This window comes from Gracilibacillus halophilus YIM-C55.5, from assembly GCF_000359605.1.
In the GTDB taxonomy this organism is placed as follows: Bacteria; Bacillota; Bacilli; order Bacillales; family Amphibacillaceae; genus Gracilibacillus; species Gracilibacillus halophilus.
In genome coordinates, this window is the sequence record NZ_APML01000056.1 from 25,359 (window position 1) to 34,209 (window position 8,851).

11 protein-coding genes are annotated in these 8,851 nt (G+C 38.2%); 6 read left to right on the forward strand and 5 right to left on the reverse strand.

Annotated features, from left to right (window positions below; genetic code table 11):
- Positions 1-56 precede the first annotated feature (56 nt).
- Both J416_RS15160 and pepF read left to right on the forward strand, forming a co-directional pair.
- A complete protein-coding gene (locus J416_RS15160) occupies positions 57-1,244 on the forward strand; it encodes a competence protein CoiA (protein WP_003472194.1) in 1,188 nt (395 codons plus the stop codon).
- A 73-nt stretch (positions 1,245-1,317) separates the two neighbouring features.
- Complete coding sequence (pepF, locus tag J416_RS11645; RefSeq protein ID WP_003472196.1) at positions 1,318-3,135, forward strand: oligoendopeptidase F; 1,818 nt, start codon at positions 1,318-1,320, stop codon at positions 3,133-3,135.
- A gap of 12 nt (positions 3,136-3,147) precedes the next feature.
- Here pepF and J416_RS11650 read toward each other — a convergent pair whose 3' ends face one another.
- The 4 genes from J416_RS11650 to J416_RS11665 form a co-directional block, all read right to left on the reverse strand.
- Positions 3,148-3,327, reverse strand: coding sequence for a hypothetical protein (locus J416_RS11650; RefSeq protein WP_003472198.1), 180 nt, complete (start codon positions 3,325-3,327; stop codon positions 3,148-3,150).
- A gap of 153 nt (positions 3,328-3,480) precedes the next feature.
- Positions 3,481-4,374 carry a ClpXP adapter SpxH family protein gene (locus tag J416_RS11655; RefSeq protein WP_003472204.1) on the reverse strand — a complete coding sequence of 298 codons (894 nt, stop codon included), beginning with the start codon at positions 4,372-4,374 and terminating at the stop codon, positions 3,481-3,483.
- Positions 4,371-4,778: a globin domain-containing protein gene (locus tag J416_RS11660; RefSeq protein WP_003472207.1), complete on the reverse strand. Its 408-nt coding sequence runs from the start codon at positions 4,776-4,778 to the stop codon at positions 4,371-4,373. Before J416_RS11660 ends, J416_RS11655 begins: the two co-directional genes overlap by 4 nt.
- A 164-nt stretch (positions 4,779-4,942) precedes the next feature.
- Positions 4,943-5,518 (reverse strand): CYTH domain-containing protein, encoded by a 576-nt coding sequence (locus tag J416_RS11665; RefSeq protein ID WP_003472209.1) that lies wholly within the window; start codon positions 5,516-5,518, stop codon positions 4,943-4,945.
- Positions 5,519-5,705: 187 nt separating this feature from the next.
- Here J416_RS11665 and yjbM point away from each other — a divergent pair, with 187 nt between their 5' ends.
- The 4 genes from yjbM to J416_RS16325 are packed head-to-tail and all read left to right on the forward strand — an operon-like array spanning position 5,706 to position 8,024.
- Positions 5,706-6,326, forward strand: coding sequence for a GTP diphosphokinase (gene yjbM, locus J416_RS11670; protein WP_003472211.1), 621 nt, complete (start codon positions 5,706-5,708; stop codon positions 6,324-6,326).
- Positions 6,327-6,341: 15 nt separating this feature from the next.
- Positions 6,342-7,148, forward strand: coding sequence for an NAD kinase (locus J416_RS11675; RefSeq protein WP_003472213.1), 807 nt, complete (start codon positions 6,342-6,344; stop codon positions 7,146-7,148).
- Positions 7,149-7,155: 7 nt separating this feature from the next.
- Positions 7,156-7,536, forward strand: coding sequence for an RluA family pseudouridine synthase (locus J416_RS16320; protein WP_003472215.1), 381 nt, complete (start codon positions 7,156-7,158; stop codon positions 7,534-7,536).
- The gene (locus tag J416_RS16325) at positions 7,476-8,024 is read left to right on the forward strand and encodes an RluA family pseudouridine synthase (protein ID WP_240407279.1); all 549 of its coding nucleotides are present in this window, start codon (positions 7,476-7,478) and stop codon (positions 8,022-8,024) included. The genes J416_RS16320 and J416_RS16325 overlap by 61 nt, the downstream gene beginning before the upstream one ends.
- Before the next feature lie 19 nt (positions 8,025-8,043).
- Here the strand turns inward: J416_RS16325 and prpE are convergent, their stop codons facing one another.
- Positions 8,044-8,775, reverse strand: coding sequence for a bis(5'-nucleosyl)-tetraphosphatase PrpE (gene prpE, locus J416_RS11685; RefSeq protein WP_003472219.1), 732 nt, complete (start codon positions 8,773-8,775; stop codon positions 8,044-8,046).
- Between the last annotated feature and the right edge of the window lie 76 nt (positions 8,776-8,851).

Sequence of the window (8,851 nt, forward strand, 5' to 3'; positions counted from 1 at the left end):
AATCACATCTCTTTGTCGAAGATATAAGAATAGACAAAACAAGGAGGTGTGATTTTTTGTTACAAGCGAAAAATCAAGCAGGAGAGCTCGTCACGATTTTTCATAAGACAAGAGTAGAAATAGAAGCTCTTAGGCACGAAGAAACATTTTATTGTCCAGAATGTAACGCGCCACTACAAGTGAAAGCAGGACACCATATGATTCCGCATTTTGCACATCGGCATATCAGTCCATGTCAAATGCAGGGGGAAAGTTCTTATCACGAAACGGGCAAATTACTGCTGTACGAATGGTTAAAACAGCAAAGGATCCCTGTGTCACTTGAGCATTATTTACCAACGATTCAACAAAGACCTGATCTGTTATTTCAAGTAGGCAACAAACAAGTAGCGATCGAGTTACAATGTTCGAAATTGCCGACAGAACTCATTGTCCAACGAACACATGGTTATCAGAAACAAAACATTCAAGTGATTTGGATAGTAGGGGCGAATCAGTTAGAACGGCTATCTGCTGATTTCGTTAAAATTCCTTTCTTTGCTCGCCATATGATTCATCAATTCCACTCACGTTTTCCATTAACTCTCTATTTTTTCTCACCAGAACAACAAACCATCACTTTATGTCAAGATTTCATTTTTACAAATCAAACAACAGCGATAGGAGCAATTCATGAATATCATTTGAATCAGCTTACGGTGTGGGATTTATTCTCGCAGAACTGGTTGAAGCAGCAACGTTTATATGATTATTGGCTAACAAAGAAAAAGCATTGGCGTAATCGGCCTGCTCCTTTTTATCAACAAAAGGACATTCAATATCGAAAGTGGTTATACCAACAAGGATATACGATTCAATCGCTTCCTGCCTTTATTTATCTGCCGTTGAAACATCAGTACCGATTGATAGATCCTCTCTGGCTCTGGCAATCTCAACTGTTCTTTCAAATGCTGAAGAGGAACACCTTTGTATCAATTGAAAACGTCCGCCATAAAATAAAAAATCAATTACTTTCTTCATCTTTATTTCCTCTGATACACGCCTCTGAAGATCCATTCCTTGAATATATGGACATTCTCCATCAAATCCATGTTGTAAAGAAAAGAGGAAATCGGTATCAATTAACGTATCATAAGAAACCATATGCTCATATAGATGCTGCCATTGAAGCCGATCGCAATCTTTTCACTTTGTTAGCAAATGGTAAGCGTACGAAAGCAACAGTCAATAACGATAAGGCGTGATGCTGTATGAATGATGGCAAAATAAGTTATAATAGGACTATTGGTAAAATGTGAAGAGTATGGAGGGATTTGCATGACGAAGAATCAAAAGTCATTGCCAACAAGAGAGGAAGTTTCAGAAGAACGTAAATGGAGATTAGAGGATATTTTTGCGACAGATGAGAAATGGGAAGAGGAACGCAAGGAGATTGAATCCCTGTTACCGACATTTGAACAGTATCAAGGCAAATTACAAGAATCACCGGAACAATTATATGAGTTACTCCAATTGCAGGATCAAGTGTCTGAGCGACTTAGTCAATTATACACGTATGCACATATGCGAAATGATCAAGATACAACCAACTCGTTTTATCAAGCGATGAATGCAAAGGCAGAGAATCTCATTACGAAGGCTTCAAGTGCGATGAGCTTTATTACACCAGAAATTCTCAAGCTGGAAGAGGAAACGCTCGAATCATTCGTTAACAATTATGAGCCATTACAATTTTATCAACATACATTGGATGAAATTAACCGGCAGCGTCCTCATGTGTTGTCTGAAAAAGAAGAAGAGTTACTAGCAGAAGTGTCAGACGTTGCTGATAATCCTGCGCAAACATTTAGTATGCTTAATAACGCGGATCTGACGTTTCCGACGATTAAGGATGCAAATGGTGAAGAAGTCGACTTAACACATGGTAGGTATCTCAACTTCTTGGAGTCCCAAGATCGTAATGTGCGTCGAGATGCATTCAAAGCTATGTACGATACATTCGGCCGTTTTCAAAATACATTTTCATCAACGCTTTCAGGCGTGGTGAAAAAGAACAATTTTTTTGCGCAAAAGCGTCATTATGATTCTGCGCGTCAATCAGCTTTAAATGAAAATAACATTCCCGAAAAAGTCTATGACCATTTACTTGAGGCGATTGATGAAGGGCTACCTTTATTGCAACGATATGTATCGCTTAGAAAGCAATTATTAGATGTAGACGAATTGCACATGTATGATTTATATACGCCGCTTGTGAAGGATGTCAATATGACGTTTACTTACGAAGAAGCGCAAGAAGTGATTTTGAACGCATTGGCACCTCTTGGTCAAGATTACGTAAAAGTTGTTGAACAGGCATTTAAGGATCGCTGGATTGATGTGGAAGAAAATAAAGGGAAGAGAAGCGGTGCTTATTCTTCCGGCGCTTATGGTACCAATCCATATATTTTATTAAACTGGCAAGGTAATTTAAATGACCTATTTACGTTAGCGCATGAACTTGGTCACTCGATGCATAGTTATTACACACACAATCATCAATCATTCCGCTACGGAAATTACTCGATTTTCGTTGCTGAAGTAGCGTCAACTTGTAATGAAGCCTTGTTGAATCATTATTTAGTTGAACAAACCGATGATGTGAAGGAAAAACTGTATCTATTAAACCATTTCTTAGAAGGATTTCGTGGCACGGTATTCCGTCAAACGATGTTTGCTGAATTCGAACATCACATTCACTTGTTAGCACAAGATGATGAAGCATTAACCGCTGATAAATTGACGGAACTTTATTATGATTTAAATAAAAAATATTTCGGAAATGATTTGGTGATTGATGAAGAAATCGGATTAGAGTGGGCGCGAATTCCACACTTCTATTTCAATTACTATGTGTATCAATATGCAACTGGTTATGCGGCAGCACAATCACTTGCGTCTCAAATACTTGAAGAAAAAGAACCAGCTGTCAAGCGTTATCTTGACTTTTTAAAGGCGGGTAGTAGCGATTATCCTATCGAAGTATTAAAACGAGCAGGTGTCGATATGACTGAAAAAGCACCTGTAGAAAATGCACTTACAATCTTTGAACAAAAACTAAACGAAATGGAAGAATTGCTGAAAAATAGAACATAATGGTGAAAAGTTCTAGTCGTTAACAATTCGTTGAAATCCTTTGAATTGTTTGCGATGATAAACATGAAATATATATAAGTAAATGGTTACAAACAGCATAGGTATTGTAAGTACCATTGGAATGAACCGCATGAGTCCTAAAAGATTTAGCACAAAAGCGACAACAATTAAAGAAATATAGAAGATGTTCAAGCTTTTCCCTCCTTCGTTATTCGGTTTGTACCATAGTATGATGCAAGCAAATGAAGTAGAAGAAAAAAGCAACCCGAATGTTAGCTGAAATGGATCAGTAACATTCGGGTATGCATCAAAAATAATTTGTCCCAGTTTCCATAAAGCGTCATATTATTTTACATATTGCCAAAAGTGTCCGAATTTCACAGGGACTTTTTCTACCAGTTGTTTAAGCTGTAATTTTTTCATTTCTTTCTCCGCTTCTTCAACCGTCCAATCATAGACGACCGCTATTTCTTTCGTTCCCACAAAATCAAAATGTGAGACAAAGTCGATTAACTTTGGTTTTTTCGCAGGTAATGGTTCCTTTTGTAACATTTGCTTTAATACTCTAACGTAGATGTCGTAAGGATACATACCCGATATTTTCAACCCTGCTTCTTCATCCGCTTCATTAAAGAAGACCATCGTTGGAATGTAATCCACTTCCATCTCTTTCGTAATTTTTAAATCACATTGTAGAGCTTTTTTTGCCGAATGGGAATAAAGATCTTCTTGAAATTCTTCCATATCCAAACCAGACTGTTGGGCGCAATCAATTAATACGTCTTCTTTCGAAATATCTTGCTTTTGTAAAAATGCTAATTCTTGGGCTTTACGAAGAAAGAGTTTTCCGGCTTTCTTCCCTTGTAGTTCAGCCGCTTTGATAGCGGTAGACGTTAGCCATGGGTAGTGAATCGGGTTTTCGATCCATAAGTCTCCATCGCAACTCATACCCGTTCGACTTGCAGTTTTCTCCCAGATATCTTTTAGTTCACGCGGGCGTTCGAATTTATCTTTGTGCAAGTTCGTTAACTGCCCAGTGAGTACGGGACGAATTGTAAAAAGGCGACCATATTCAATCGATAATTTTTTTAAATAGGGTTCTAATGACCAACACTCAGGGCATAATGGATCAACGAAGACATAGATTTCGATCGGTTTCTTTAATACATCAAGGAAATGATATTGTGTTGGACGACTACGATCTTGGTATTGCCATGATCCAGAGAATTTCCAATTCACAATAATTCTCCTTTCTCTTCGTCATCTTCAGTGGTGTTCATCATATGATTGGCTGTTAACGTAAGTCGTTCAAACATGGCACTACGGTACGGTTCGTCAATCTCTGCTTCATCTAATGCCCCTTCCATACATAATAGCCATGCATCTCTTCTAGTCGGAGTAATAGGAAACCGTAAGTGTCGTTTACGTAACATCGGATGTCCATGTTCTTGTATATAAAGTGGTGGTCCGCCAAAGAATTGGGTGAGAAATTGCTTTTGTTTACGTTTCACTTCGGTAAAATCACTTGGAAATATAGGTATAAGATCAGGATGCTGTGAAACGCGATCATAAAAAGCCTCAACCAATTCTTCGATCTTCTCATCGCCACCAATCGCTTCATAAATAGATGTCGGTTCACTCATTGTTTTTCATGCCTTTCATTGATTATGTTCATCAACTTCATTATTTTGTTACTATATTGTAACAGTGTTATCTGATGAATAGCAACTTATCTGATTGAGTAACATTTTCCCAATACCATAGGTGTTTAACTGTTATTTAACAGAGGGGGATGTGGGAAAACTGTTTACATGGATTGATAAAAACGTTCGATTTTATTCGGCGTTTTTCTCTTAGGAATGGCAAAGTCATCTAACAGTTTGGTGAATATTCTTTGACCATACGTTTCGTCACGTGCTTCTAGTTCGAGCTCATAGTCTTCATTTCCATTGTATTGACTTTTATCTAAAACAATTATTGTATCATGATAGGCCATTTCTACTCGCTTTGTCATTAATGCGCCACCATATGTTAATTGATGACTTGCAATGCCTAAGTGTTTGAGTCGAGTGTCAATGTTAGGCTTCGGAATGATGTGACCTTGTTTCCATTGATCGGCCTCATGATCAGTAAGCGTACAATGTGTTTCCAATAAACCAGCACCGTCAGGGTTTGGTTCTTTTAATGTTAATTGATAGTTATCTTCTTTCTGGCGAATACGCAAGGCTGCGTGATTTGTTTTTAGATCAAATTGTTTCGTTTCAAAGTAATCATTCGTTTGTTCGATAAAGTCATTTGCACTCACATTAAAATATTGCAATAATTGCGCATATTCGTCTTTCGTTAATAAATTTTTAAATTCAATTTCAATTTCCTGACTCATGATTTTTCTCCTTTTATATGACAATGTAGCCAAAAGAGTAATTGTTCCTTTATATTGTGATTGATCATAGGCAAAAATGCAAAAGAACTGGTTGCTAAAAAGATACATGGCTACGTTTTTTACGAGAAAATATGGTAAAATAAACGTAAGATATTGTTGATTAGGATTGACAAAGGTGGTGCTAAACATGGATTGGAAGACTTTCTTAGCACCTTATACACAGGTGGTAGAAGAATTAAAGATTAAATTAAAAGGCATGCGAGAGCAATTTGAGTATGATTCAAATCACTCACCGATTGAGTTTGTGATGGGACGTGTTAAACCCGTCGCAAGTATAAAAGAGAAGATGAATCGAAAACGAATCCCTCATGATCGAATGGAAACTGATTTGCAAGATATTGCAGGTGTTCGAGTGGTGTGTCAATTTGTCGATGATATATATGATATCGTGGAACGGTTACGATCACGTAATGACTTTGAAGTGATAGAAGAACGAGACTATATTCAAAATAAAAAAAGTAGTGGTTATCGTTCATATCATATGATTATTCGATATCCAGTCGAGACGATCTATGGTGAGAAACATATGATCGCTGAAATTCAGATTCGCACATTAGCGATGAATTTTTGGGCGACTAATGAGCATTCGTTAAATTATAAATATGAAAATCAAATCCCAAAAGAAGTGCAATCACGGTTAAAACGAGCAGCAGAAGCAGCATTTCAATTAGACGAGGAAATGTCAAAGATCAAGGATGAGATCCAAGAAGCACAACGTGTATTTCATACAAACAAACGCAAAGATTAAAAGGGAGGTAAGGACATGCAGTACGCCATTACATCGAAGGGTGATGCCAAGTCTGAGGCAATTAAAGCACGGATGAAGCAATATTTGCAGGAATTTGACTTAGTATATGATGAAACGACACCTGAGATTGTTATTTCTGTCGGTGGCGATGGTACTTTTTTAGAAGCTTTCCATCGTTACAAACATCGCCTAAAGGAAACGGCGTTTATCGGTATACATACAGGACATTTAGGATTTTACGCAGATTGGTTACCAGATGAAGTCGAGAAATTAATTATTGCGATCGCCAAAAAACCATTTGAAATTGTTGAGTATCCTTTATTAGACATTAAAATTCATCCTGAAGAAGATGAAGACTATCAGCAATTTTTAGCTTTAAATGAAGCATCAATAAAGTCCGCTGAAGGAACGGTTGTCATGGATGTTTTAATAAAGGGAGCGCATTTCGAACGTTTTCGCGGAGATGGCTTATGTATTTCGACACCATCAGGAAGTACCGCATATAATAAAGCCTTAGGCGGTGCCATTATTCATCCGTCACTAAATGCACTGCAACTGACCGAGATGGCGTCCATTAATAACCGCGTATTTCGTACGATTGGTTCACCACTTATTTTGCCGAATCATCATGTATGTGAGTTAAAACCACTTTATCATGATCGAAGTTTTTTGATTACGATTGATCACGAGACAACCACATATGACCATATCAAGTCTATTGAATGTCGAGTCTCCGATGAAAAAATTCGTTTTGCACGATTCCGAGCATTTCCTTTTTGGAAAAGGGTACATGACTCATTTATTTCAGATGAAAGAGGTTGATCTAGAAATGCAGTGGAAGGTGGAAGAACATCACGAGTCACGGATCGTCGGTCATTATTTACGACACGTCATCGGTGTTTCGCGAAGTCTACTTCATTCGATTAAACATCATGGTCAATTGCTATTGAACGGAGAGCATGTCACAGTTCGTCACGACATACATGTAGGAGATATCATCCGTGTTGAATTACCGGAAGAGACGCCAAGCCCATCGCTCAAACCACAATCCATCCCCATCGATATCGTGTATGAAGACGACGATGTGTTAGTTATTAATAAACCACCAAATATGGCGAGTATGCTTCAGCGAAACATCGAGAGTATACGGTGGCCAATGCGGTTCTCGGGTATTATCAAGAGCATCACATCCCTTATACGGTTCATTTAGTTACGAGGTTAGATCGTGATACGTCGGGGTTAATGCTGATTGCGAAGCACCGTCTCAGTCATTCGATTTTATTTCAAGATCAACAAGTAGGTCGTATTCATCGATCCTATTTTGCTTGTATTTCTGGTCACATGGCACAGACACAAGGAACCATTGATGAACCCATTGGTAGAAAACCAGGATCAATTATTGAACGACAAGTTCACGTAGATGGCAAATGTGCGGTGACGGATTATCATGTAATTAAGCAGGAAGAAAAATATAGCTTCGTTGAAGTAAAGCTTCGCACGGGTCGTACCCACCAAATTCGTGTTCATTTTGCATATATAGGTCATCCTTTACTTGGTGATGATTTATATGGTGACGATCAAACATTGATGAATCGACATGCTTTACATTGTTACGATCTGTCTTTTGTCCATCCACTAACTGGTGAGGAAATGACGTTTTCTCAGCCATTGCCTGCAGATATGCGAAAATTCCTATGAAGTAGAGGGTAAGTATTTCTTAAGAAAATTTCTCCTTCACAAAAGGTTGCTGGGAAGGAACACTTACAGTTGTTTCTTCCGGCAGACGAAAAGCGGTTAATGCATTACCGAATACACAGCCTGTATCAATATTCACGGTGCGCCGAACGAACCGTGGGTTACGTACTGGCGTATGCCCGTAAACAATCCACTGGTCACCGTCATAATTTTGCGCCCAATCTCGCCTTATGGGTCTGCCGTCTGCCCAGGTTTCCCCAGTTATGTCACCATAGAGGACAAATGTTTTTACTTTCTTATTTTGCTTACCAATATCCTTTTCTTGAATCCCAGCATGGGCTACAACAGCTTGAACATCTGATAATTGAAGATAGAGAGGTGCTTGTTCGTATAAAGTGATCATCATCTCTTTGATGTCAGTTTGTTCTTTTTGTGTTAGGTTTTCATATTCAGCGACTGTCGTTTCTAATCCATGATTGATTTGAACATTATTTCCCAGGAAATAGCGATAAAGTTTATTACAATGGTTTCCTGGGACATAGTATGCGTTTTGCTGGTTGATAACTAATTGATAAACGAGTCGAATGACACTTAATGATTGTGGTCCGCGGTCGGTTAAATCACCAACAAAAACAGGCTTGCGGTTATTCGGATGTACGAAACGTTCTTGCTCCCAATAATAGCCGAGCTTGTGTAATAATTGGAGGAGTTCTTCGTAACATCCGTGTATGTCACCAATGATATCATAATGCATCATCTCCACTCCTTATTGTGACGGTAAGATTGCATAAATGAGCTTTGGTTTAGGATTCATCAAACATGTATGTTTT